24 protein-coding genes are annotated in these 21,313 nt (G+C 67.6%); 11 read left to right on the forward strand and 13 right to left on the reverse strand.

The window, feature by feature from the left end; translation table 11 throughout:
• Nucleotides 1-54: 54 nt before the first annotated feature.
• Complete coding sequence (locus ABIC44_RS16970) at nucleotides 55-402, forward strand: thiol-disulfide oxidoreductase DCC family protein (RefSeq protein ID WP_354296669.1); 348 nt, start codon at nucleotides 55-57, stop codon at nucleotides 400-402.
• 1 nt (nucleotide 403) lies between these two features.
• On the opposite strand, the gene ABIC44_RS16975 is transcribed toward ABIC44_RS16970, so the two are convergent.
• The gene (locus ABIC44_RS16975; RefSeq protein ID WP_309691398.1) at nucleotides 404-1,138 is read right to left on the reverse strand and encodes a Crp/Fnr family transcriptional regulator; all 735 of its coding nucleotides are present in this window, start codon (nucleotides 1,136-1,138) and stop codon (nucleotides 404-406) included.
• Between the two features lie 163 nt (nucleotides 1,139-1,301).
• Here ABIC44_RS16975 and murA point away from each other — a divergent pair, with 163 nt between their 5' ends.
• Nucleotides 1,302-2,582 (forward strand): UDP-N-acetylglucosamine 1-carboxyvinyltransferase, encoded by a 1,281-nt coding sequence (gene murA, locus ABIC44_RS16980; RefSeq protein WP_354296670.1) that lies wholly within the window; start codon nucleotides 1,302-1,304, stop codon nucleotides 2,580-2,582.
• 94 nt (nucleotides 2,583-2,676) lie between these two features.
• On the opposite strand, the gene ABIC44_RS16985 is transcribed toward murA, so the two are convergent.
• Nucleotides 2,677-3,438 (reverse strand): LytTR family DNA-binding domain-containing protein, encoded by a 762-nt coding sequence (locus tag ABIC44_RS16985; RefSeq protein WP_354296684.1) that lies wholly within the window; start codon nucleotides 3,436-3,438, stop codon nucleotides 2,677-2,679.
• Between the two features lie 152 nt (nucleotides 3,439-3,590).
• Between ABIC44_RS16985 and ABIC44_RS16990 the strand changes: the two genes are divergently transcribed.
• The gene (locus ABIC44_RS16990; protein WP_354296671.1) at nucleotides 3,591-4,118 is read left to right on the forward strand and encodes a DUF2306 domain-containing protein; all 528 of its coding nucleotides are present in this window, start codon (nucleotides 3,591-3,593) and stop codon (nucleotides 4,116-4,118) included.
• A 263-nt stretch (nucleotides 4,119-4,381) separates the two neighbouring features.
• On the opposite strand, the gene ABIC44_RS16995 is transcribed toward ABIC44_RS16990, so the two are convergent.
• Both ABIC44_RS16995 and ABIC44_RS17000 read right to left on the reverse strand, forming a co-directional pair.
• Nucleotides 4,382-5,974, reverse strand: coding sequence for a cisplatin damage response ATP-dependent DNA ligase (locus ABIC44_RS16995; protein WP_354296672.1), 1,593 nt, complete (start codon nucleotides 5,972-5,974; stop codon nucleotides 4,382-4,384).
• 7 nt (nucleotides 5,975-5,981) lie between these two features.
• Nucleotides 5,982-6,167 carry a DUF1328 domain-containing protein gene (locus ABIC44_RS17000; protein ID WP_007407044.1) on the reverse strand — a complete coding sequence of 62 codons (186 nt, stop codon included), beginning with the start codon at nucleotides 6,165-6,167 and terminating at the stop codon, nucleotides 5,982-5,984.
• Nucleotides 6,168-6,318: 151 nt separating this feature from the next.
• Here ABIC44_RS17000 and ABIC44_RS17005 point away from each other — a divergent pair, with 151 nt between their 5' ends.
• Nucleotides 6,319-7,050 (forward strand): Crp/Fnr family transcriptional regulator, encoded by a 732-nt coding sequence (locus tag ABIC44_RS17005; RefSeq protein WP_354296673.1) that lies wholly within the window; start codon nucleotides 6,319-6,321, stop codon nucleotides 7,048-7,050.
• 59 nt (nucleotides 7,051-7,109) lie between these two features.
• Here the strand turns inward: ABIC44_RS17005 and ABIC44_RS17010 are convergent, their stop codons facing one another.
• The 3 genes from ABIC44_RS17010 to ABIC44_RS17020 all read right to left on the reverse strand — a co-directional run bounded on the left by ABIC44_RS17010 (nucleotide 7,110) and on the right by ABIC44_RS17020 (nucleotide 8,588).
• On the reverse strand, nucleotides 7,110-7,607 hold the full coding sequence (locus ABIC44_RS17010; RefSeq protein ID WP_307101883.1) for a Dps family protein: 498 nt from the start codon (nucleotides 7,605-7,607) through the stop codon (nucleotides 7,110-7,112).
• 111 nt (nucleotides 7,608-7,718) lie between these two features.
• Entirely contained in the window at nucleotides 7,719-8,270 is a 552-nt protein-coding gene (locus ABIC44_RS17015) for a TMEM165/GDT1 family protein (RefSeq protein WP_354296674.1), read from the reverse strand.
• Between the two features lie 12 nt (nucleotides 8,271-8,282).
• Nucleotides 8,283-8,588, reverse strand: coding sequence for a hypothetical protein (locus ABIC44_RS17020; RefSeq protein ID WP_354296675.1), 306 nt, complete (start codon nucleotides 8,586-8,588; stop codon nucleotides 8,283-8,285).
• Nucleotides 8,589-8,824: 236 nt separating this feature from the next.
• Between ABIC44_RS17020 and rpmG the strand changes: the two genes are divergently transcribed.
• Complete coding sequence (gene rpmG / locus ABIC44_RS17025; protein WP_007407030.1) at nucleotides 8,825-8,992, forward strand: 50S ribosomal protein L33; 168 nt, start codon at nucleotides 8,825-8,827, stop codon at nucleotides 8,990-8,992.
• A 130-nt stretch (nucleotides 8,993-9,122) separates the two neighbouring features.
• Here the strand turns inward: rpmG and ABIC44_RS17030 are convergent, their stop codons facing one another.
• Complete coding sequence (locus ABIC44_RS17030; protein ID WP_309691437.1) at nucleotides 9,123-10,013, reverse strand: LysR substrate-binding domain-containing protein; 891 nt, start codon at nucleotides 10,011-10,013, stop codon at nucleotides 9,123-9,125.
• Between the two features lie 263 nt (nucleotides 10,014-10,276).
• Here ABIC44_RS17030 and ABIC44_RS17035 point away from each other — a divergent pair, with 263 nt between their 5' ends.
• On the forward strand, nucleotides 10,277-12,568 hold the full coding sequence (locus ABIC44_RS17035; protein ID WP_307101893.1) for a CDC48 family AAA ATPase: 2,292 nt from the start codon (nucleotides 10,277-10,279) through the stop codon (nucleotides 12,566-12,568).
• A gap of 58 nt (nucleotides 12,569-12,626) precedes the next feature.
• Here ABIC44_RS17035 and ABIC44_RS17040 read toward each other — a convergent pair whose 3' ends face one another.
• A complete protein-coding gene (locus ABIC44_RS17040) occupies nucleotides 12,627-12,944 on the reverse strand; it encodes an antibiotic biosynthesis monooxygenase family protein (protein ID WP_354296676.1) in 318 nt (105 codons plus the stop codon).
• 147 nt (nucleotides 12,945-13,091) lie between these two features.
• Here ABIC44_RS17040 and ABIC44_RS17045 point away from each other — a divergent pair, with 147 nt between their 5' ends.
• Nucleotides 13,092-13,706, forward strand: coding sequence for a class I SAM-dependent methyltransferase (locus tag ABIC44_RS17045; RefSeq protein ID WP_307101897.1), 615 nt, complete (start codon nucleotides 13,092-13,094; stop codon nucleotides 13,704-13,706).
• 67 nt (nucleotides 13,707-13,773) lie between these two features.
• Here the strand turns inward: ABIC44_RS17045 and ABIC44_RS17050 are convergent, their stop codons facing one another.
• Nucleotides 13,774-15,018, reverse strand: a complete 1,245-nt coding sequence (locus ABIC44_RS17050) for a phospholipase D-like domain-containing protein (protein ID WP_502959861.1) — start codon at nucleotides 15,016-15,018, stop codon at nucleotides 13,774-13,776.
• Nucleotides 15,019-15,110: 92 nt separating this feature from the next.
• On the opposite strand from ABIC44_RS17050, the gene rpoZ reads away from it, so the two are divergent.
• On the forward strand, nucleotides 15,111-15,455 hold the full coding sequence (rpoZ, locus tag ABIC44_RS17055; RefSeq protein ID WP_042486773.1) for a DNA-directed RNA polymerase subunit omega: 345 nt from the start codon (nucleotides 15,111-15,113) through the stop codon (nucleotides 15,453-15,455).
• Nucleotides 15,456-15,527: 72 nt separating this feature from the next.
• Here rpoZ and ABIC44_RS17060 read toward each other — a convergent pair whose 3' ends face one another.
• Entirely contained in the window at nucleotides 15,528-15,854 is a 327-nt protein-coding gene (locus ABIC44_RS17060; protein ID WP_309691444.1) for a hypothetical protein, read from the reverse strand.
• A gap of 402 nt (nucleotides 15,855-16,256) precedes the next feature.
• The gene (locus ABIC44_RS17065) at nucleotides 16,257-16,727 is read right to left on the reverse strand and encodes a GNAT family N-acetyltransferase (RefSeq protein ID WP_354296677.1); all 471 of its coding nucleotides are present in this window, start codon (nucleotides 16,725-16,727) and stop codon (nucleotides 16,257-16,259) included.
• Nucleotides 16,728-16,862: 135 nt separating this feature from the next.
• Between ABIC44_RS17065 and ABIC44_RS17070 the strand changes: the two genes are divergently transcribed.
• Complete coding sequence (locus ABIC44_RS17070; protein ID WP_354296678.1) at nucleotides 16,863-17,891, forward strand: hypothetical protein; 1,029 nt, start codon at nucleotides 16,863-16,865, stop codon at nucleotides 17,889-17,891.
• 79 nt (nucleotides 17,892-17,970) lie between these two features.
• Here the strand turns inward: ABIC44_RS17070 and ABIC44_RS17075 are convergent, their stop codons facing one another.
• Complete coding sequence (locus ABIC44_RS17075) at nucleotides 17,971-19,368, reverse strand: M20/M25/M40 family metallo-hydrolase (RefSeq protein WP_354296679.1); 1,398 nt, start codon at nucleotides 19,366-19,368, stop codon at nucleotides 17,971-17,973.
• Between the two features lie 243 nt (nucleotides 19,369-19,611).
• Between ABIC44_RS17075 and ABIC44_RS17080 the strand changes: the two genes are divergently transcribed.
• Both ABIC44_RS17080 and argB read left to right on the forward strand, forming a co-directional pair.
• Nucleotides 19,612-20,265: a queuosine precursor transporter gene (locus ABIC44_RS17080; protein ID WP_307101909.1), complete on the forward strand. Its 654-nt coding sequence runs from the start codon at nucleotides 19,612-19,614 to the stop codon at nucleotides 20,263-20,265.
• 49 nt (nucleotides 20,266-20,314) lie between these two features.
• Nucleotides 20,315-21,214 (forward strand): acetylglutamate kinase, encoded by a 900-nt coding sequence (gene argB, locus ABIC44_RS17085; protein WP_354296680.1) that lies wholly within the window; start codon nucleotides 20,315-20,317, stop codon nucleotides 21,212-21,214.
• Nucleotides 21,215-21,313 lie beyond the last annotated feature (99 nt).

The raw sequence follows: 21,313 nt of genomic DNA on the forward strand, positions 1-21,313 counted from the left end.
GGCGGCGGCTCCGGACAGGTCGGGGCCGCCGCCGTCCACCGAGGCGAGGATCGCATGAGCCTGACCGTCTGGTACGACGCCGCCTGTCCTCTGTGCCGTCGCGAGATCGCGATGATGCGGCGGCTCGACCGGCGCGGGCGGATCGCGTTCGTCGCGATCGACGAAGGTTCGTCCTGTCCGATCGATCGCGAGGCATTGCTCGCCCGTTTCCACGCGCGCGAGGATGGGCGGATGCTGTCGGGCGCGGCGGCCTTTGCCGCGATGTGGCGGGCCATCCCGCTGCTGCGCCCGCTGGGGCTCGCCGCGCGGAATCGGGTCGCGCTGGGGGTGCTGGAGGCGGCCTATCTGCGTTTCCTGAAGGTCCGCCCGCGTCTGCAACGGCTGGCGGGCGGGCGCGGCTGACCTATCGGCCGGGGGGTAGCCAGCTCAGGTCCAGCCCCTCGAACCGGTCGACATAGCCCGCCTCGCGCACCAGCCGCTGCTCGGCGAGCAGGAACACCCGGCCGCCCTCGCGCCGGATCAGCCCCTCATCCTCCAGCTGCCGCAGCATCCGGTTGACGTGCACGGCGGTCAGGCCGATCGCATCGCCCATCTCCTCCTGGGTCAGCCCCAGCGTGAAGGAGGTGGAGACATCGATTCCGGCCTGGCGCATCTGCGCGCGCAGCGACAGGAGCAGCGTCGCGACCCGCGCGCGCGCCGTGGTGCGGCCCAGCCCCGCCAGCCGGTCGGTGGTGATGACCCGCTCGATCTGGTTGAGGACCAGGAACAGGCTGAGCAGCCGGGGATGCTCGGCGGCGATGGAGGTGACCAGCGTCCGGTCGAACGAACAGACGACCGCGTTCGACACCGCCACGATCGTATCGGGCGAACGGCCATAGACTAGGGTCGACAGCGCGAAGAGGTCGCCGGGAAACAGGAAGCGCACGATCTGGCGACTGCCGTCGTCGAGCAGGACATAGCACATCAGCATGCCCTGCTGGACGATGTACAATTCTTCGCTACGCGCCTGTTCGTCCATCAGCACGCCGCCGCGCTTGATCGACCGGGGCCGCTCTTCCAGACGTGCCAGGGTCTGGCGTTCCGCCGGGGTCAGCGTAACCCAACGATTGAGGCGATCAGCAAGGCCGCTTTTTGACACTGACACTCCATCCCCCCAAGCGGTGGAATGCCTTAGCCATCAAGGCCGATCCCTCGCATTAATATCGATCAACCGGCCCTATTCTTGCTTGTCGGGGGTTTCGACGGTCCGGACGCGCGCGACCCTTGGCGGTGGCGCGCGCGTCCGCTAGGAGGGCGGGTCTATGGACCGTATCCTCATTCGCGGCGGCAACCGGCTGTCGGGCCGCCTGAAGATCTCGGGCGCGAAGAACGCCGCGCTCACCCTGATGCCCTGCGCGATCCTGACCGACGAGCCGGTGACGCTGCGCAACCTGCCGCGGCTGGCCGATGTCGACGGGTTCGGCCATCTGCTGAACCAGATCGGCGCGTCGACGCGGGTCGAGGGGACGCGGCCCGAGGATTTCGGCCGGGTCATGACGATCCGGGCGGGCCAGCTTTTCTCGACCGAGGCGCCCTATGACATCGTGCGCAAGATGCGCGCGTCGATCCTGGTGCTGGGCCCGATCCTGGCGCGCGCGGGCGAGGCGCGGGTGTCGCTGCCAGGCGGCTGCGCGATCGGCAACCGTCCGATCGACCTTCACCTGAAGGCGCTGGAAGCGATCGGCGCGGAGATCGAACTGACCGCCGGCTATGTGAAGGCCAGCGCGCCGGGCGGTCGCCTGTCGGGCGGTCGCTATACCTTCCCGGTGGTGTCGGTCGGCGCGACCGAGAATGCGCTGATGGCCGCCGTGACCGCCAAGGGCACCTCGGTGCTGGGCAATGCCGCGCGTGAGCCCGAGATCGTCGACCTGTGCCGGTTGCTGATCGCGATGGGCGCGCGAATCGACGGCGTCGGCACCGAGACGTTGACCATCGAGGGTGTCGACCGGCTGCACGGCGCCACCTATTCGGTCATGCCCGACCGGATCGAGGCGGGCTCCTATGCCTGTGCCGCGGCGATCACCGGCGGCGACCTGGAGCTGGTCGGTGCCTGTGCCGACGACATGCGCGCGACGCTCGCCGCGCTGACCGAGGCGGGGGTGACGGTCGAGGAAGGCCGCGATTCGATCCGCGTCGCCGCCAACGGCCCGCTCCAGCCGCTGACCCTGTCGACCGCGCCCTATCCGGGCTTCGCCACCGACATGCAGGCGCAGTTCATGGCGATGCTGTGCAAGGCCGAGGGCACCAGCACGCTGACCGAGACGATCTTCGAGAATCGCTACATGCACGTGCCCGAGCTGGCGCGGATGGGCGCGGACATCCAGGTGCATGGCCGCACCGCGATGGTGAAGGGCGTCGAGAAGCTGACCGGCGCGCCGGTGATGGCGACCGACCTGCGCGCCTCGATGAGCCTGATCCTCGCGGGTCTGGCCGCCGAGGGCGAGACGGCGGTGTCGCGCGTCTATCACCTCGACCGGGGTTACGAGCGCCTCGAAGAGAAGCTGTCGGCGGTCGGCGCGGATATCGAGCGCGTCGGCGACTGATCCGATCCTCCCCGGGCCGGGCCTGGGGAGGGGATCGCCGCGAAGCGATGGTGGAGGGGCGAAGCGGCCTGGCCATGGCCTCTTCGCCAAGCCGCTACCACCAGCCCTCGGCCTCCAGCACCGGCACCATCGCGCGCGAGACTCGCGCCTCGACCCCGCCGGTCAGGACCAGTCGCACGCCGCGACCTTCGCGATGCGCCTCGCGGACGGCCGCGCGCGCCACCCACCAGCTGCGATGCACCTGCGCGCCGACCAGGGGTGCGACCTCCTGCACCGCGTCGCGCATCCTGAGCAGGATCAGTTCCGACCCATAAGCGCCGTGGACGCGCAGATAATGGTCCTCCATTTCCAGCGCGACGATGTCGGGGCCGAAGCCCGGAGGCAGGCGGCCCAGCAGCGCGGGGCGGGGATCGGCAACGGGTAGCGCGGGTTCGGGTGTGGGGGGCTCCGGCGCGACACGCCGCCGCCGTTGGCCGTACCACAGCAACAGGCTGGCCAGTCCCCCGATCACCAGCACATTGCCATAGAGCAGCAGCGCCTGATCCCCGTCGGGCCAGCGCGGCGGCAGGCCTAGCCGACCGACCCACCAGACGATGACGCTCATCGGCCCGCTCGCGAGGATCGCGGCGGCGGCCCAGCCCGCCATTTCGGGCAGATGCAGCCGCGCCGCCACGGTCAGCGCGCCCGCCATCATCGGCTTGTACAGCGCATAGCCCGCCAGCATCAGCGCGACCCAATAGATCAGCCGATGGGCGAAATGCGCATCGAAGGTCCCGAACGGTCCCAGCACCGCCAGCAGCAGCCCCACGCCGATCATCAGCGCGATATCGATCACTAGGCGGCGCGAACGGGGCATCACGGCCTTGTGCCTATGGCCAATTGGCGCTTCGCGAAATGGCAAATCGGCCGCTCCACGAAGCGGAACCGCCGATCCGCGCAAGACCGCTGGCGAAGCGGCGGCGCGACGGCAGGAAGGGACGAACCCGTTTCCGATCAGGATATCGACCGATGACCAGCCTTTCGATCGCCGCCCCGAACCACCGCCGTTCCGACCCATCCCCCGCGCTGCGCCTCGCGATCCTGGTCGCGGGCGGCACTTTGTCGCTGATGGCGATGGCCGCCATGGCGCGGGGGGCGCTCGGCCTGTCGCCGACGCTGGCACGGGCGCATGACGTGCCGGTGTGGATTCACCTCGGTTCCGTACTGCCCGCGTTGCCGCTGGGGCTGTATGTGCTGCTGGTGCGCAAGGGCGATGCGCGGCACCGGATGCTGGGCAAGCTGTGGGCGGGGTTGATGGCGGTCGCGGCGCTGTCGGCGCTGGCGTTGCGCGACCTGAATCACGGGCAGTTCAGCGTCATCCACCTCTTCGTGCCGGTTACGCTGATCGGGCTGTGGCGCGCGATCGCGGCCGCCCGCGCGGGGCGGATCGATACGCATCGCAGGGTCATGGTCGGCCTGTATCTGGCCGGGCTGATCGGCGCGGGCTCCTTCGCCTTCATGCCCGGTCGTGTCATGGGGACGTGGCTGTTCGGTTAGGGGCGATCGACATCCAGCCATGCCTTTCCGTCCCTCGCCCCTCGCAGAGGGGAGAGGGTTGCGCAGACTTGGCCTTTGCGAAAGCAAAGGCTTAGTCGGAGCTGGGTGAGGGGTGGGCGCTCGCGAAGCGAGCGCGCGAGCCTTTTGGCTCGCTCAACCCCTCACCCAAGCTGCGCTAGCCAGCAGGCTGGCAAGCTTCGCTAACCCTCTCCCCTTTCCAGGGGAGAGGGGGAGGAAGACGCAATCGTGAATGGCGATCAGCCCTAGGTCACCAGCCGCTTGAGCGTGTCCACCCGGTCGGCCTCTTCGGCGGGCTTGTCGGTGCGGATGCGGGCGATTCGGGGGAAGCGCATCGCGACGCCGGACTTGTGCCGCTTGGACTCGTGGATCGAATCGAACGCGATCTCCAGCACCAGCGTCTTCTCGACCTCGCGCACGGGGCCGAAGCGCTGCACGGTATGCGCCCGCACGAAACGGTCGAGCTGCCGCAACTCCTCGTCGGTGATCCCCGAATAGGCCTTGCCGACGGGGAGCAGCTCGCCCTCCTCGGTCCAGCAGCCGAAGGTATAGTCGCTATAATAGCTCGACCGGCGGCCATTGCCGCGCTGGGCATACATCATCACGCAATCGGCGGTCAGTGGATCGCGCTTCCATTTGTACCACAGGCCGACCCGCCGCCCGCCGCTATAGGGCGAATCGCGACGCTTGAGCATCACCCCCTCGATCGCGGCATCGCGGGCGGTGGCGCGCAGGGCCTCCAGGGCGGTGAAGTCCTCCGCCTCGATCACCGCGCTGACGTCGAATCGCTCGGCGTCGAGTTTCGCCGCGAACGCTTCCAGCCGCTGGCGGCGCTCGGTCCAGGGGAGGGCGCGGACATCCTCGGTCCCGTCGACCAATATGTCATAGAGCCGGACGAAGGCGGGATAGTCGGCCAGCATCTTCGCCGACACCGTCTTGCGCCCCAGCCGCTGTTGCAGCGCGTTGAAGCTGGCCGCGCCGCCGCCATCCTCCAGCGTACCCCCCTGATGCTCGCCCTTGACCAGCAGCTCGCCATCGACCGCGCCCACCGCGTCGAAGGCGCTCGCCACATCGGGAAAGGCGTGGGTCACATCGTCGCCGGTGCGGCTGTAGAGTCGGGTCTGGCCCGCGACATGGACGATTTGCACCCGGATGCCGTCCCATTTCCACTCGGCGGCATAGTCGGTCAGGTCGACCCGCAGATCCTCCAGCGGATGCGCCAGCATGAAGGGGCGGAAGACCGGCACGTCGGCGGGCGTCGGCTGCGCGCCCTTGCCCTCGCCCCAGGCGAACAGTTCGGCATAGGGCGGCGACAGGCCGTGCCAGACCTCTTCCACCGCGTCGACGTCCAGCCCGAAATGCAGCGCGAAGGCGGTCTTCGCGAGTCGGGCGGACAGGCCGATGCGCAGGCCGCCCGTCGCCATCTTGAGGAGCGCGAACCGTTCCTCCGCACTCGACCGGTCGAGCATGTCGGCCAGCACGGCGGGGGCGTCCGAGCGGGAGAGATGGCGCAACCGCTCGACCACCGCGCTGACCGAGAGGGGTTCGGGGTCCAGCGGCCGGTCGGGCGCGGGCCAGAGCAGCGCGACCGTCTCGGCGGTGTCGCCGACATAGTCGCGGCTCATGCGGAACAGCACCGGGTCGACCCGCTGCTCGATCAGTGCGCGGATCAGCGCGGGTTTGACGCCGGGCAGGTCGAGATCGCCGGTCAACGCCGCCATCGCCCAGCCCCGGTCGGGGTCGGGCGTGGCGGCGAGGTAATCCGCGACCAGCTTCAGCTTGGCGTTGCGCGACCGGGTATAGATCAACGCATCGAGCAACGCCGCGAATTCGCGCATTGGCGGATCAGTCGATGGCGTTCTTCACCGACTTGCCCGCGACCAGTCCCAGCACGAGGAAGATCACGAACAGCGCGATCGCGATGAAGAACAGGATCTTGGCGATGCCGACAAAGGCGCCCCCGATCCCCCCGAATCCCAGCGCGCCGAGAATCAGTCCGACGACGAGAAAGGTGATGGCAAGCTTGAGCATGGGACGATTCTCCTGACCTGATAAGGGGTCAACCGGCCAGGACGGTTGGTGTTCCGATTACGGATGGGCGAAACCGAAAGGAGGCGGCCGCGCCCGCTAAATGCAGGGATCGGTTGGCAAAAGGGTTGGGGAAATGGAACAAGGCCATCCTATGCCTTATCCGACCCACCGCTATCGCGCCTTGTGCGACCTGACCCCGGCCGAAGAGAATGCGCTGATCAACCTGGGCGATGCCGAGGTGGTGCGCCGTCGTGGCCAGACGTTCCAGCGCGAAGGCGATGTCGTCAGCGGCTTCCACCTGCATATCCGGGGGTGGATCAGTTCCTCGATCGTGCTGCGCAACGGCGATCGGCTGATCCAGAAGATCCATCTGCCCGGCGACATGCTGGCCACGCCCAGCATGGTCCTGCCGCATGCCGCCGACACGCTGACCGCGATTACCGAGGCGGTGACGGCGTTCGTACCCTATGAACGGATCGGTCAACTCTGGACCGAGATGCCGCGCCTCGGCGCGCTGTTCACCACGGCGGCGCAGATGGAGCGGCTGGCGCTGATGGACATGCTGGCGATCACGGGCAACGCCTCGGCCAAGGAGCAGCTGGCGCGCCTGCTGGTCGACCTGCACACGCGGCTGACCCCGATCGACATGGTGCAGGACGACAGCTTCCACCTGCCGCTGACCCAGGAGATCATCGGCGATCTGGTCGGCCTGACCGCCGTTCACGTCAACCGGACGATCCGGGCGATGGAGGCCGAGGGGCTGATCTCGCGACAGGGCCATCGCTTCCGCCTGCTCGATCTGCCCGCGCTGCGCCAGCTCTCTCCGCTGCCCCCCCGGCGACCGCGGTTCGAGGCCCCCTGGCTGCCCGCCGCGGCGGCCTGACGCCAAAACAAAAGGCCCCGGCTTTCGCCGAGGCCTTTTGCATCATGGGGATGGGGGGATCAGCCCTTGCGACCCGCCTCGAACAGGAACCAGGCGCGTTCCTCGGCCTGGTCGGTCCATTCGTCGACGATACCGCTGGTGGCATTGTCCTTGGCCTCTTCGGCGGCGTCCTTGACGGTGCGGAACCGCTCGACCAGCTTCAGATTGTCGTCGCGCAGCTCGACCAGCATGTCGGCGGCCGACACGAATTCGCGGTCATTGTCGACGATGGTCTGGCGGCGCGCGATATCGCCGATCGACCGCAGCGTGACATTGCCGGTCTTGCGCACCCGCTCGGCAATTGCGTCGGTCACGCCCAGGATCTGCGTCGCCTGGTCGTCGAGCATCAGGTGATAGTCGCGGAAATGCGGGCCCGAGACGTGCCAGTGAAAATTCTTGGTCTTCAGGTACAGCGCATAGCAGTCCGCCAGGGCGCCGTTGAGCGCGTCGGCGACGCTGGCGGTCGCGTTGCGGCTGAGGTCGGTCGGCGTATCGAGCGCCGGATTGATATCGGACATGACATGCTCCCGCTATCTGTCGTTGCTGTCTGGATCGTTGCGTAAACGATCCGATGGCGCAAATGCTCCCTGCCTGTCCATGTACAAAGACCGTGCAGTCTGATCGATCCCCTAGATCAGTCCCCGGATCGACAGGGCGATGGTGATTCCGGTCAAGATCATCGCGCAACCGATGCCGATCCGTATCGCCCGTAGCGGCAGGCGGCGCCATTCCCGCTCGCCCAGCAGCAGCGCGGGCAGGATCGCCCCCGCAAGGCCCAGCATCGCGCCGGGCAGCGCGGCCCAGGGCAGGGGCGACCGCGCCGCCGCCGCCGCGATGACCAGCGTCGTCGAATCGGAAAGCTGGATCGCGCCGCTGCCGATCACCGCCGCGACCAGCGGGCTCCAGCGCGGCGGCATCGCGCGCGGCGCGGCCATCCGCCCGAACAGCCCGATCCCCAGGACGAGCAGCGCCAGCGCCAGCAACAAGCTGCGGGTGTCGGGCGTCACCTCGGGTGCCAGCGTTTGGCCGAACGCGATCGCCAGGCCCGCCATGACCGCCTGGACCAGCATCGCCCCCAGGACGACCCGGCCGGGCTGTCGGCTATGCTCGGCCAGATGGACCACGAAGCCGCTCCATCGCCCCGCCGCCTGTGCGCCCAGCACCGCGACCAGCACGATCATCAGCGCATCCATTCAGCCCGCCAGCCGCACCGAACAGACCGTGGCGAAGTGATTCGCCGTCTCGAAATCCTGCCGCTCGCTCGCCACCGCGTCGGTCAGCATGGTCAGCCAGCCATGCACGGTCGCCGTGCCGCCGCTGCGCGACAGGGCGCGGTCGATGAAATGGGTGACGGTGACCGCCGGGGCCAGGCCATGGGCATGGGCGATTCGGCGAATCGCCTCGACGCCCCCCGCCAGATCCGCGACGGGGGCATAGGGCGCGCGGACGTCGAGCGCGGCGATGCGCGCCCAGAGCTGATCGCGAATCGCGCCGTCCATGCCCTTTTCGCGGGGCGAATCGCCTATACCCATGGCCTTGCGCCTGTTCCTTCCACCCGTCCCTGTCCGGCGGCCCGCCGGGATTGGGGGGTGTAAGCATAGTCGCGGGCGCGTAAAGAGGGGCTTAAATGGCCCGCAATACTTGACTCGGGCGGGCCCATGGGCCATGGGCGGCGCTTATATAGCGGCGGCTCCGGCTGCCGCTTTCGCTTTTTCACGCATACAGGAACCAGGTCATGGCCAAGCCGACCACCGTCAAGATCAAGCTCGTCAGCTCGGCTGATACCGGCTTCTTTTACGTCACGAAGAAGAACCCGCGCACCAAGACCGAGAAGCTGAGCTTCAACAAGTACGACCCGGTCGTGCGCAAGCATGTCGAGTTCAAGGAAGCCAAGATCAAGTAATTTGCGGGCGGCGACCCCCAGGGTCGCCCCGTAATGGCTTGAAGGCGTGAAGCCGCCGTCCTGATGGACGCGCGGCTTTTTGTCGTTGGCGTCATGCTGCCTCTCCCGCCTGCGGGAGAGGGAGAGGTCTTTACGCCGCTTCGGGATACAGCGTGCGGATCAGCCAGTCGTGGAACAGCCGCACCGACTTCTGCTGGAGCGCGCGGGGGCGGCAGACGAACCAGTGGCTGTACGGGCTGTCCACCTCGATATCGAACAGCCGGACGAGGCGCGGGTCCTGCGCATGTTCGAAATGGCTGGCATGCATGAAGGCGATGCCCAGCCCCTGCGCCGCCGCCTCCAGCATCAGCCCGCCCGAATCGAAATAGTCGATCGCCTTGGGCTTGATGTTGGTCAGCCCCGCCACCTGGCACCAGGCGGTGAAGGCGTCGGGCATTTCGCGGTGGAGCAGCGCGGTCATGCCGTTCATCTGCGACGGGCGGACCAGCGGGTTGGGCCCTTCGACCAGCCGCTTCGACCCGATGACATAGACCTTGTTGCGATCCAGCCGCTTGGCATAAAGCGAGGGATCGATGTCGCGGCCCAGCGCGATCACCGCGTCCAGCCCTTCGCCCAGTCGCGCGATGCCGTGTCCGGCGGTGTCGATGTCGAGATGCAGTTCGGGATGCGCCGCGCGCAGCATGCCCATATGCGGGAACAGCCGCTGCGCCGCATAGAGCGGCAGCACCCCGAGCCGCAGGCGCAGCACCTCGTGCCCGCTGGTCATCGCCTCCACCGCGTCGCTCAACTGGTCGAGCAGCGGCGCGATCTGCTCCATCAGCGTCTGGCCGTCCTCATTGGGCACCATCGCCTGATGCCGCCGCGCGAACAGCGGCTTGCCGACGAACCGCTCCAGCGTCTGGACCCGGCGGCTGAGCGCAGGGGCGGACAGCGCCAGTTCCTCGGCGGCGGCCTTGATGGAGCCCAGGCGGACGACCTGGACGAATGCTTCGATCGCACCCAGCGGGGGAAGCCTGCGCATCTCGCACCTGTTGTTGTGACATCCTCTCGATCAGAGGATTGCATAAACTGCAACCTTAACCAAGCTTTTCGCACTTGCAACATAGCGTGCTGCGGCGCAAAAGGAACGGGCCTTTCAGGCATCCTCTCCTAAAAACTTTTACGGGCTGGTCGTTTCGATCGGCCCTTTTTTTTGCCTCGCTCCGTCGGGCGGCCCTTTCGCGACCCGGAACCCGCCCCCAAGTCCCGCGCTTTCGTGTTGAACACTCAAGCCAAGGGATCATCATGGCCGACAGCGACGCGCCGACCCGCAAGATACAGGTGGCCAATAGCCGTCCCGAGGATTCGGGGCGCGGGCTGGCGCATATGCCGCGCGCGCTGATGGCGGCGCTGGGCATCACCGAGGGCGATGTCGTCGAGATCGTCGGCAAGCAGGCGACCCCGGCGCGCGCCGTCGCCCCCTATCAGGAGGATGAGGGCCTCGACCTGCTGCGCATCGACGGGTTGCAGCGGGCCAATGCGGGCGTCGGCTCGGGCGATTTCGTCGAGGTGCGCCGCGTCGAATCGAAACCCGCGACCCGCGTCGTCTTCGCCCCCGCGCAGGAGAATCTGCGGCTCCAGGGCTCGGCGCAGGCGCTCAAGCGCACCTTCTTCAACCGGCCGCTCTGCCAGGGCGATGTGGTGGCGACGGCGGGGCAGCAGCGTGTGACCAACATGCCGCCGGGCGTCGCGCAGTTCATGAACGCGCCCGCCTATGCGCTCCAGGAAATCCGCCTCGCGGTCGTCGCGGCCAGCCCCAAGGGCGTCGTCCATATCGACGAGAATACCGAGGTCGAGCTGCGTCCCGAATATGAGGAGCCGCGCGAGGCCCGGCGCGCCGACGTCACCTATGACGATATCGGCGGCATGGCCTCGACCATCGACCAGCTGCGCGAGATGGTCGAGCTGCCGTTGCGCTATCCCGAGCTGTTCGAGCGCCTCGGCGTCGAGCCGCCCAAGGGCGTGCTGCTCCACGGGCCGCCCGGCACCGGCAAGACGCGGCTCGCCCGTGCCGTCGCCAATGAATCGGACGCGCAATTCTTCCTCATCAACGGGCCCGAGATCATGGGTTCGGCCTATGGCGAATCCGAACAGCGCCTGCGCGAGATTTTCGAGGAGGCGACCAAGTCCGCGCCCTCGATCGTCTTCATCGACGAGATCGACTCGATCGCCCCCAAGCGCGACCGGGTGCAGGGCGAGGCGGAGAAGCGGCTCGTCGCGCAGCTCCTGACCCTGATGGACGGGCTGGAGGCGCGCGCGAACCTCGTCATCATCGCCGCGACCAACCGGCCCGAGGCGATCGACGAGGCGCTGCGGCGGCCGGGTCGTTTCGACCGTGAGATCGTGGTCGGCGTCCCCGACGAGCGCGGACGGCGCGAGATTTTGGGCATCCACACGCGCGGCATGCCGCTGGGCGACAAGGTCGATCTGGCCGAGCTGGCGCGCACCACCTTCGGGTTCGTCGGGGCCGATCTGGCCGCGCTGACCCGCGAGGCGGCGATCGAGGCGGTGCGGCGGATCATGCCGCGCCTGAACCTCGAGGAGCGGACGATCCCCGCCGAGGTGCTCGACACGCTGTCGGTGACGCGCGAGGATTTCATGGAGGCGCTCAAGCGCGTCCAGCCCTCGGCGATGCGCGAGGTGATGGTGCAGGCGCCGACCGTCCGCTGGGAGGATGTCGGCGGGCTCGACACCGCGCAGATGAAGCTGAAGGAAGGCGTCGAGCTGCCGTTGAAGGACCCAGATGCGTTTCGGCGGCTTGGTATCCGGCCCGCCAAGGGCTTCCTGCTCTATGGCCCGCCCGGCACCGGCAAGACGCTGTTGGCCAAGGCGGTCGCACGCGAGGCGCAGGCCAATTTCATCGCCACCAAGTCGAGCGACCTCCTCTCCAAATGGTATGGCGAGAGCGAGCAGCAAATCACCCGGCTGTTCGCCCGCGCGCGGCAGGTAGCGCCGACGGTCATCTTCATCGACGAGCTCGATTCGCTGGTGCCCGCGCGGGGCGGCGGCCTGGGCGAGCCGCAGGTGACCGAGCGGGTGGTCAACACCATCCTGGCGGAGATGGACGGGCTGGAGGAATTGCAGTCGGTCGTCGTGATCGGTGCAACCAACCGCCCCAATCTGGTCGACCCCGCGCTGCTCCGGCCGGGCCGGTTCGACGAGCTGATCTATGTCGGCGTGCCCGACAAGGCGGGGCGTCGGCGGATCCTGGGCATCCAGACCGCGAAGATGCCGCTGGCACCCGATGTCGACCTGGACGATGTGGCGGCACGGACCGATCGCTTCACCGGCGCGGACCTGGGCGACGTGGTCCGCCGCGCGGGCCTGATCGCGCTGCGCAAATCGCTGGGCGCGCAGGAGGTCGACATGGCGGCGTTCGACGAGGCGCTGACCGAGGCGCGGGCCAGCGTGACCCCCGAAATGGAGCGCGATTACGAACAGATCGCCGCCCGGCTGAAACAGGATGCGGCGGCGATCCAGCCGATCGGCTTCATCACGCCGGGAATGCTGACGCCGAGGGGCGACAAGCAGCCTTGAGGGAAAGCCCCTCCCGCTTGCGGGAGGGGCGTGCTTGGGACCGGGCGCGGGTAACCCCTTATGCTCGCTCCCAACCATAACTCCGCCCCACCTCGGCCACGGCGACCTCGTATCGCGAATACCACTCCGCCCGCCCATATTCCCGGATCGCCGCATGTTCCGGATGCGCCCGCCAGGCCAGCGCGCTCGCCTCGTTCGCCCACCAGCTGCTGGTGATCCCCAGCCCGTCCGCTCCGCGCACGCTGTCGACGCCGCAATAACCCGGCTGCTCCGCGGCAAGCGCATCCATCGCCTCCGCCGCGGCCGCATAGCCCGCCGCGTCGGTCTCGGTCCGCTGCGACACGAAGATCACCGCTATCTGCCCCGTCCGATCCATCGCCGCTGCTCCTTTCGCCCCATCGCTTTGCGGTGGAATGCACCGCCCCGGCGCAACCCAATAGCTTGAAAGTCGTTCGGCACCTGTGCGACGAGGGGGTTTCCCTCGCGTCTCCTCCTCGCGGGGATCACGAACGACAGGAACTCGATGCCCAGCTCGACCACCGCCGCGCGCAAGTCCCGCACCGAAGCCACGGGTTATCCGTCGCCCGGCCAGATGTTTTTTCAGCAGTTTCTGAAGCATCCGGTGATGGTGGGCTCGATCATCCCCTCGTCGGGCAAGCTGATCCGCAAAATGCTGGCCCCCGTCGACTGGGCCAACACCAAGCTGTTCGTCGAATATGGCCCCGGCGTCGGCACCTTCTGCCGCCCGGTGCTGGACCGCATGGCGCCCGATGCGAAGCTGATCGCGATCGATACCAATGCCGATTTCTGCGACTATCTGCGCCACACCATCATCGATCCGCGCTTTACCGCGGTGAACGGCTCGGCGGCGGACGTGCAGAAGATCGTGCGCGACCATGGCTTCGACCATGCCGATTATGTCCTGTCGGGCCTGCCCTTCTCGACCCTGCCGCCCGGCGTCGGCCCCGCCATCGCCCAGGGCACGCACGACGTGCTGCGCCCCGGCGGCGCGTTCCTGGTCTATCAGTTCAGCCCCAAGGTGAAGGACTTCCTGACCCCGCACTGGGACAATATCGACCACGACATGGAATGGTGGAACGTGCCCCCGGCGCAGCTTTATTGGGCCTGGAAGGACTGATCGGCCGAGGCCTTTGATGAGACGGGGCCACGGTCGTCCATATTCCCGCCCTTGCCGGGATGACGTCCTAATCCCCGTCGGGCGACTCGATCCCGAAGTTCAGCCCGCGCGATACCGACGGATCGATCACCGCGATCAGCAGATAGGCCGCGAACTGGCGCAGCCGCTGGAACCAGCCGGTGTTCCGCTTGTACCATTCGGGCGTGATCGCCTCCGACCGCGCGATTTCGGCATCGACATAGGCGCGGACATGGTCGGCAAAGGCGCGGTCCTCGATCCGGAGCATCAGCTCCAGATTCACGAACAGGCTGCGCATGTCGAAATTGGCGGAGCCGATATGCACCGCATCGTCGATCGCATATAATTTGGTGTGCAGCTTGGTGAGCTGATATTCATAGATGCGCACGCCCTTGCGCAGCAGCCCCGCATAGGTGAAGCGCGCCGCCGCGATCGTCGCCTCATTGTCCGACTGGCCCGCCGTCACGATCCGCACCTCGGCATCGCGGCGCCCGGCGCGGTCCAGCCGCCGCAATATGGTCGGGCTGGGGGTGAAATAGGCCGCGATCACGTCGATCCGCCGCCCCCGCCGCATATCGTCGCGCACCGTCCGCGCCCAGGGCGACAGCCGTCGCGTCGGCCCGCCGATCAGCCAGCGCAGCGCCCCCGTCGACTCGCTCCAATCGGCCAGCGCGCGGTTCAGGTCGCGCAGCCGCCCCCTGGCATCCTGCGTCCAGGCGAACAGCGCATCGAAATAGCCCGCCATCCGCGCCGCCGCCGGTCCCTCGACCAACAGCCCCAGGTCGCGCCAGCTCTGCTCGGCGGGGGTGCCGAAATAATCGTCCTCGATATTGAAGCCGCCGATGATGATGGAGGGCGAGGGGCCCTCCGCATCGGCCAGCGCCAGCTTCTGGTGGTTGCGCAGCAGGTAGCGACGCCCGAAGCGCGGCTCGAAGCGGGACAGCCGCGCGCCGGTTGCGACCAGCGGCCGGAAGAACGCCTCATCCGCGCCCGCGCCGAATCCGTCGACCACCACCGACACCGCCACCCCGCGTTGCGCCGCCGCGATCATCGCATCGCGCACCCGGCGCCCGGTCGCGTCGTCGGCATAGATATAATAGAGGATGCGCAGGCTGGTCCGTGCGCCTTCGATCAGCGCCAGCAACGCCGCCAGCCGTCGCGGGCCGGTGTCGAGCAGGGTCAGCCGGTGGCCATCGACCGGAAAGACGGGCTGTTCGGGCGGGGCGGGTGACGAAATGGCGAACTCCTGAAAGGCCCGGTGATCCTGACGAAAGCGTAACGAGCCAAGCGACATATGCGTTGCACGCGCGGCGGCTTTTGACTTGTGCGCCCGTTGCTGCTAGGTGACCCGCTTTCATCCCAGCATTATTTGCGAAGGACACACGCATGGCGCGCGTCACCGTCGAAGATTGCGTCGACAAGATTCCCAACCGTTTCGATCTGGTGCTGTTCGCGGCGCAGCGGGCCCGTCAGATTTCGGGCGGGGCGGATCTGACCGTCGACCGCGATCGCGACAAAAACCCGGTCGTCGCGCTGCGCGAGATCGCCGAGGAAACGGTTCGCCCGACCCATCTGGAAGAGGCCGTGGTCAACAGCCTGCAGCGCGTCCAGATCGACGACGAGGACGAGGCGGATGACGTCGGCAGCCTGCAGGCCTCGGCCGAGGCGCTGCGCCTGACCGCCGCCGCGCCGCCGCGCAACCAGAATCTGGGTGCCGATTACGACGGCTGATCGTATCCACGATCATGCGAAAAGGGGCCGGTGCGAACCCTCGCACCGGCCCCTTTCGTTTGCGCGGCAGGATCAATAGCCCCAGCCGCCGCCATGCCAGTAATCCCAACGCGCGGCATGCCGCTCATGCCGGGCAAAGCGTGCATCGCGCCGCGCCTCCGACCGGCGTACGGCGGCGGCATGGGCATAGGCGTCCGCCGCGCGATAATCGCCATAATAGGCCGCCTCGTCGGCCGCGCGCTGGTCCCGCCCGGCCTGATACGCATGCACCTCGGCCCCGCGTCCCGCACGATGCGCCATATAATCGTCATAGCGCCAGTCTTGCGCATTGGCGGCCCCGGCGGCCAGCATGGCCCCACCGGCCAGTGCGAACAGCAATCCCGTTCTGAGCATCTTCATCGCAACACCCTCACATCCATTCGCTCCCGGACGGACGGGACGTTGCCTATCCCATCCTGAACCGGGCGTGGCAGCGGCGTTCAGCGGGTTGGCAGATAGAGCGAGGGCCGATCGCCATTCAGCGATGCCTTTCCGTCCCTCGCCCCTCGCAGAGGGGAGAGGGTTGCGCAGACTTGGTCTTTGCGAAAGCAAAGGCTAAGTCGGAGCTGGGTGAGGGGTGGATGCGCGTAGCGCGCGAGCCGAAGGCTCGCTCAACCCCTCACCCAAGCTGCGCTAGCCAGCAGGCTGGCAAGCTTCGCTAACCCTCTCCCCTATCCAGGGGAGAGGGGAAGAAGACGCAATACTGAATGTCGATCCGCCCTGGGCGGCGGGTCCGTTCGGTCGAACCGGTAAGGCAGGCCATTACCCGCCCGGCGAGACCGGCTCCGACAGGATCTTCGCAAAGCACACGGCCTCGGGCCGCCCGGCATATTTCCCGAAATTGGGGATGCGCCGATAGCCGTTCTTCTCGTAGAATCGCACGGCCCTTTCATTGACCCGTCGCGTCTCCAGCCAAAGCTGGCCATATCCGTCCGCCCGCGCGCGGGTTTCGAGACAGGCGAGGATGGCCGCGCCGACACCCTTGGTTCCGGGCAGGGCGAACATCCGCTTGAGCTCCGCCACGCCCTCCGCCAGCGGCCGATACGCGCCACAGCCGAGCGGCCTTCCCTCCTCGTCATACGCCAGCACGAACGACGCGCCGTCACCCTGTACGTCCAGGGGATCGAAGGATGCTCGGCCGCTGTCCCCGGTTATTGCCTCCAGCGTATCGGAAAGCCGGTCGAGCAGCCGGGACGACGCCGGATTGGTGGGGTCGGCGGGTTCGATACGCATTCGAGGAACGGCTCCTTCAAGGGCAGGGATCATCGCGCCCACCCGTCTGGCGCCCACTCGCGGGCTTGTCGAGTGTGTATTGACACAATAATACACATGAGCGATCCTCTCCGCTTCTCAATGGGGAGAAGGTCCATGTACAGCGAAAGCGACATCGACGGTGCGGTGGCGGCGGGGGCGATTTCGTCCGATGCGGCGGCGGCGCTGCGACGGCACGTCGCGACGGTCCATGCCGCACCGGCCGTCGACGAGGAGCATTTCCGGCTGCTCACCGGGTTCAACGACATCTTCGTGTCGATCGCGATCGCGCTGCTGCTCGCCGCGCTGGGGCAGATCGGCTTCAGCCTCAGCCATGGGCTGGGCGGTGCCTTTGTCGCGGCGGCGGCGTGGATGCTGGCCTTCTATTTCACGGGCAAGCGGCGGATGGCCTTGCCCAGCATCCTGTTGCTGCTCGCCTTTGTCGGCGGCGTGGCCGGTGGGCTGATTGGGTTCATCGAAACCCTCTGGTCGAACATCAACGGCACGGCTGGCGCCTTGGCGATGTCCGGGGTCGGGCTGGTTTCGGCCGGGGCGGCGTGGCTGCACTGGCGCCGGTTCATGGTGCCGATCACCGTGGCTGCGGGGGCGGCGGCACTGGTCGCGGTCGTGATCGGGCTGTTGATGGCGGCGTTCCCCGATATCAAGCAGGGGATGTGGCCGATCCTGCTGGTCTGCGGGATCGGCGTGTTCGCGCTGGCGATGCGCTGGGACATGTCGGACCCCAGGCGCGAGACGCGCCGCGCGGACGTCGCCTTCTGGCTGCACCTGGCCGCCGCGCCGATGATCGCGCATCCGATCTTCCAGATGCTGGGCGTGTTCGACGGAGAGATCGGCGCGGGCGTCGCGGTGATCGTGCTGGCGCTCTATCTGCTGTTCGCGGGGATCGCGCTGGCGGTCGACCGGCGGGCGCTGCTCGTCTCCAGCCTCGTCTATGTGCTCTACGCGCTCTATTCGCTGTTCCGCAGCGCCGGGGCGGTCGAACTGGGCGCGGCGTTCACCGCCTTCGTCATCGGCTCGGCGTTGCTGACGCTGTCCGCCTTCTGGCAGCCGATGCGGCGGATGGTCGTCGGCTGGCTGTCGCAGCCGATGCGCCTGCGCCTGCCGCCGGTGCACCAGCCCGCCTGAGAGCGGGCCGATACCGCTGAAACGGGCCTAAAGCCCCTGAGGCCTCGCCGCCCGCCGGAGACGGGCGGCGATGTCGCGTTCAATAGGCATAGGCCCGGACCAGATCGTACAGATAATCCCGCCCGTCATAGAGCGACGTGACCCGGATCCGCTCGTTCAGGCCGTGAATGCCCGACATGTCCTTCTCGATGAAGATGCCCGGCGCGCCGTAGACGGGGATGCCGATCGTCTGGAAGAAGATGCCGTCGGTCGCCCCGGTCGACATCATCGGGACCAGCGGCACGCCGGGGAAGTGCTTGGCGGCCAGCGTCTTCATCGGGCCGATGATCTTCGGGTCCAGCCTGGGCGGGATGGCGGTCGGGCGCACCGGCTGGTTGGCGGTGACGGTGATCTTCGGTCCCGCCAGGTCCTTCAGCTTGGCCAGTGTCCCCTCGACCGTCTCGCCGGGGAAGATGCGACAGTTGATATTGGCGGTCGCGCGCTGGGGCAGCGCATTTTCGGCATGACCCGCCTGAAGGAGCGTCGCGACGCAGGTGGTGCGCAGCGTCGAATGCAGCGCCTTGTCCTGGCTGACGACGGCGTCGGCGGCCTTGTCGTTCGGATCGGCGAGCAGCCGGGTGATCGCATCGCCGAGCGGCCCGCCGACCTTCTGCGCGGTCGCGGTCAGGAAGGCGCGGGTGGTGTCGGTCAGCTGGATCGGAAACTCGTAACCCTGCACCGCCTTCACCGCGTCGGCGAGTTCGTAGATCGCGTTTTCGGGCGTCGGCTGCGAGCTGTGACCGCCCGGATTGGTCGCCAGGAAGGTATAGTTCTGCGCCGCCTTCTCGCCGACCTGCACCGCCAGCAGCTCGCGCTTGCCGTCCGAATCGAGCCGCCCGCCGCCGCCCTCGTTCAGCACGAACTCCGCCGCGACCAGATCGGGCTTGTTCTTGGCCAGCCATTCCGCGCCGTTGAACGCGAAGGTCGTCTCCTCGCCACAGGTCAGCGCCATCTTGATCGTGCGCTTGGGCGGCGTGTTCTTCAGGCGGATCAGCGTATCGGCCCAGATCGCGCTCATCGCCTTGTCGTCGACGGTGCCGCGACCATAGAGGAAGCCGTCCTCCTCGATCAGCTTGAACGGATCGCGGGTCCAGTCCTCGCGCTTGGCCTCGACCACGTCGAGATGGCCGAGCAGCAGCATCGGCTTCAGCCGCTTGTCGGTGCCGGGCAGCACCGCGACGATGCCGCCGTCCTTGGGATGCTCGGGCACCGAGAACAGGGTGATGTCGGCGTCCTTGTAGCCGGCGGCCTTCAGCCGGTCGGCGATCTGGGCGGAGGCCTGGGTACAGCTGCCGACCGACAGGCTGGTGTTGGTCTCGACCAGCTGCTTGTACAGGTCGAAGAACGCCTTCTGGTCGGGACGGGTCTGCGCCGCCGCAAGCCCCGGCATCATCGCCAGCGTCGCGGCAACCCCGCCAAGCCATTTCGCCAACCGCATATCTGATCCCCCTGATTATCGTTTCGGTGGGGAATAGAGCGTGTTGCGGGATGCGGCGCAAGCGACGGAATGTTCCTCTCCTGGAAGGGGAGGTGGCGCGCGTAGCGCGTCGGAGGGGTGTCCCCCTCTCGATAGCGCGCCACCCCTCCGTCAGGCCCGACGGCCTGCCACCTCCCCTTGCAGGGGAGGAAAGGGGTTCGCCTAATCCTTTGCCCCGGCGCGATTTCGCGCTAGCAGTCGCCGATGGACCATCCCGACGCCGTTTCCCGCTCGCGCCTGATCTCCCCCTCGCTGTTCGCGCTGTCGATCTTCTACGGCGGTATGGTGTGTATCGCGGGCGTGCTGGGCAACAAGCAGGTCGCGCTGGGGCCGCTGGCGGTCGAGGCGGGGATCTTCGCCTTCCTGCTGCTGGTCGTGACGTCGAGCGCGGTGGCCGAGCTCCACGGGCCGCAGGTCGCCGGGCGGCTGGTGCGGGTGGGCTTCGTGCCGCTGCTGGTGTCGCTCGCCCTGTCGTGGATCGTCTGGATGCTGCCGCCCTCGCCGGAGATGATCCCGGCCAATCGCGACGCGATCCAGCTGGTGCTGGGATCGACCTGGCGGATCTGGCTGGGCGGCATCGTCGCCTATGGCGTGTCGCAGACGCTGAACGTCACCATCTTCGCCGCGCTGAAGGGCAAGGAGGGCAGCAAGCTGCTCTGGCTGCGCGCGGCGGTGGCCAGCATGCTCAGCCAGGTGGTGGACACTTTGCTGTTCGTCACCATCGCCTTTTACGGCGCCTTCCCCATCGGCCAGCTGATCGTGGGACAGATGATCGCCAAGGTCACGCTGTCAGCCGTTCTCGTCCCGCCGCTGATCTATCTGTTCGTCGGCCTGGGACGGCGGCTCGATCGCGCCTGATCCATATTGCCGGTTTTCCCCGTTCCCGACCCGCGATAAAGGGCCGCTCATGACCAACCACGATCCCGACGCCGCCCTGCTCGCCAAGGCCGAGACGCTGACCGAGGCGCTGCCCTATCTCCAGCGTTATGCGGGCAAGACCTTCGTGGTGAAATATGGCGGCCACGCCATGGGCGACCCCGAGCGGCAGCGCGATTTCGCCGAGGATATGGTGCTGCTGAAGGCGGTCGGCATCAACCCGGTGGTCGTGCATGGCGGCGGCCCGCAGATCGGCGCGATGCTCAAGCGCCTCGGCGTCGAGTCGCAGTTCGTCAACGGCCTGCGCGTGACCGACAAGGAAACCGCGCAGATCGCCGAAATGGTGCTGGCGGGATCGATCAACAAGGAAATCGTCAGCTGGATCTCCGCCGCCGGGGGCCGCGCGGTCGGCATCTCGGGCAAGGACGCCGGGCTCGTCATCGCCGAGAAGGTTCAGGGGCGCGAGGCCGATCCGCTGAAGGGGATCGAACGGCATGTCGATCTGGGCTTTGTCGGGGAGCCGGTCGCGGTCGACCCGCGCCTGATCGAAAGCCTGTGCGCCGACGGGATCATCCCGGTCATCGCGCCGGTCGGTATCGGGCTGGACGGCCATACCTATAACATCAACGCCGACACCATGGCGGGCGCGATCGCCGCGCGGCTGGGCGCGTCGCGCTTCTTCCTGCTGACCGATGTCGCGGGTGTGCTCGACAAGCAGGGCGAACTGATGACCGACCTGAACCCCGCGCGGATCGCGGAGCTGCGCGCCGACGGGACGATCTCGGGGGGGATGATCCCCAAGCTGGAGACCTGCGTCTCGGCGGTCGAGGCCGGGGTGGACGCCGCGGTGATCCTGGACGGGCGCGTGCCGCATGGGATGCTGCTGGAGATCTTCACCAAGCAGGGTGCGGGGACGTTAGTGCGCCGGTGATTTTTGGGTGAGGTCGGGGGCGTGGCCTTCGACTTCGCTCAGGCTGAACGGGGTTTTGGGTAGGCTAACTCTGCCTCTAGCCGCTCCCCTCCCGCAGGC

This window comes from Sphingomonas sp. 1185 (genome assembly GCF_040544655.1).
Lineage (GTDB): Bacteria > Pseudomonadota > Alphaproteobacteria > Sphingomonadales > Sphingomonadaceae > Sphingomonas.